The 638-nt window shown below is 41.8% G+C and carries 1 protein-coding gene; it reads right to left on the minus strand.

Going from position 1 to position 638, the window contains the following annotated elements; all coding sequences use genetic code 11:
- Positions 1-34: 34 nt before the first annotated feature.
- The gene (gene bolA, locus R7R78_RS27220; RefSeq protein WP_005456570.1) at positions 35-343 is read right to left on the minus strand and encodes a transcriptional regulator BolA; all 309 of its coding nucleotides are present in this window, start codon (positions 341-343) and stop codon (positions 35-37) included.
- Between the last annotated feature and the right edge of the window lie 295 nt (positions 344-638).

Genomic DNA, 638 nt, shown 5'->3' on the forward strand with positions numbered 1-638 from the left:
GCCATCTCTCTAAAATCGTCTGGGTCGCAAGGGGTTAACGCCCTCCTCCCATACACATTGGACTGTCTGGTGCACCATTTTGCTCACGTTTCCACTCTTCCTCTGTGTAAGTATGGATCGCAAGCGCGTGAATATGATTGTCTAGCTCATCGGCAAGAATTTGATGAACTTGACGGTGACGGCCAATCAATCTCTGACCGGCAAATAAGTCACTCACAACAATGACTTTAAAGTGACTTTCCGAGCCAGGCGGCACATTGTGCATGTAACTTTCGTTGATGACTTTTAAGTAGCTTGGTTGCAGCTCACTATGTAACTTTTTCTCTATGATTTCTTGGATCATATTCTTTCCTCAATGATGCAAATGCCATAAGTATATACCCAACTCCTAAAGAGGTGGAGACTTGATACTCTTTCCATTTTGCGACTTTGTTTCGCGTTAATACTGGCAAAGGTTCAACCCATTCAGCACTGATGCGTTTAAAGCACGAGCCACAAGCTTGCCACTTTACGCTATTTCGGCGAGTTAAATAGAAAATTTGACAGCTTTTTGTATCTACGTAAGCCATCATTTGCGACAATAATCACTAGTTTATTGAATCAACCTACGTTTACTTATGAAAACCGAATTGAATCTT

This window comes from Vibrio sp. 2134-1, from assembly GCF_033339495.1.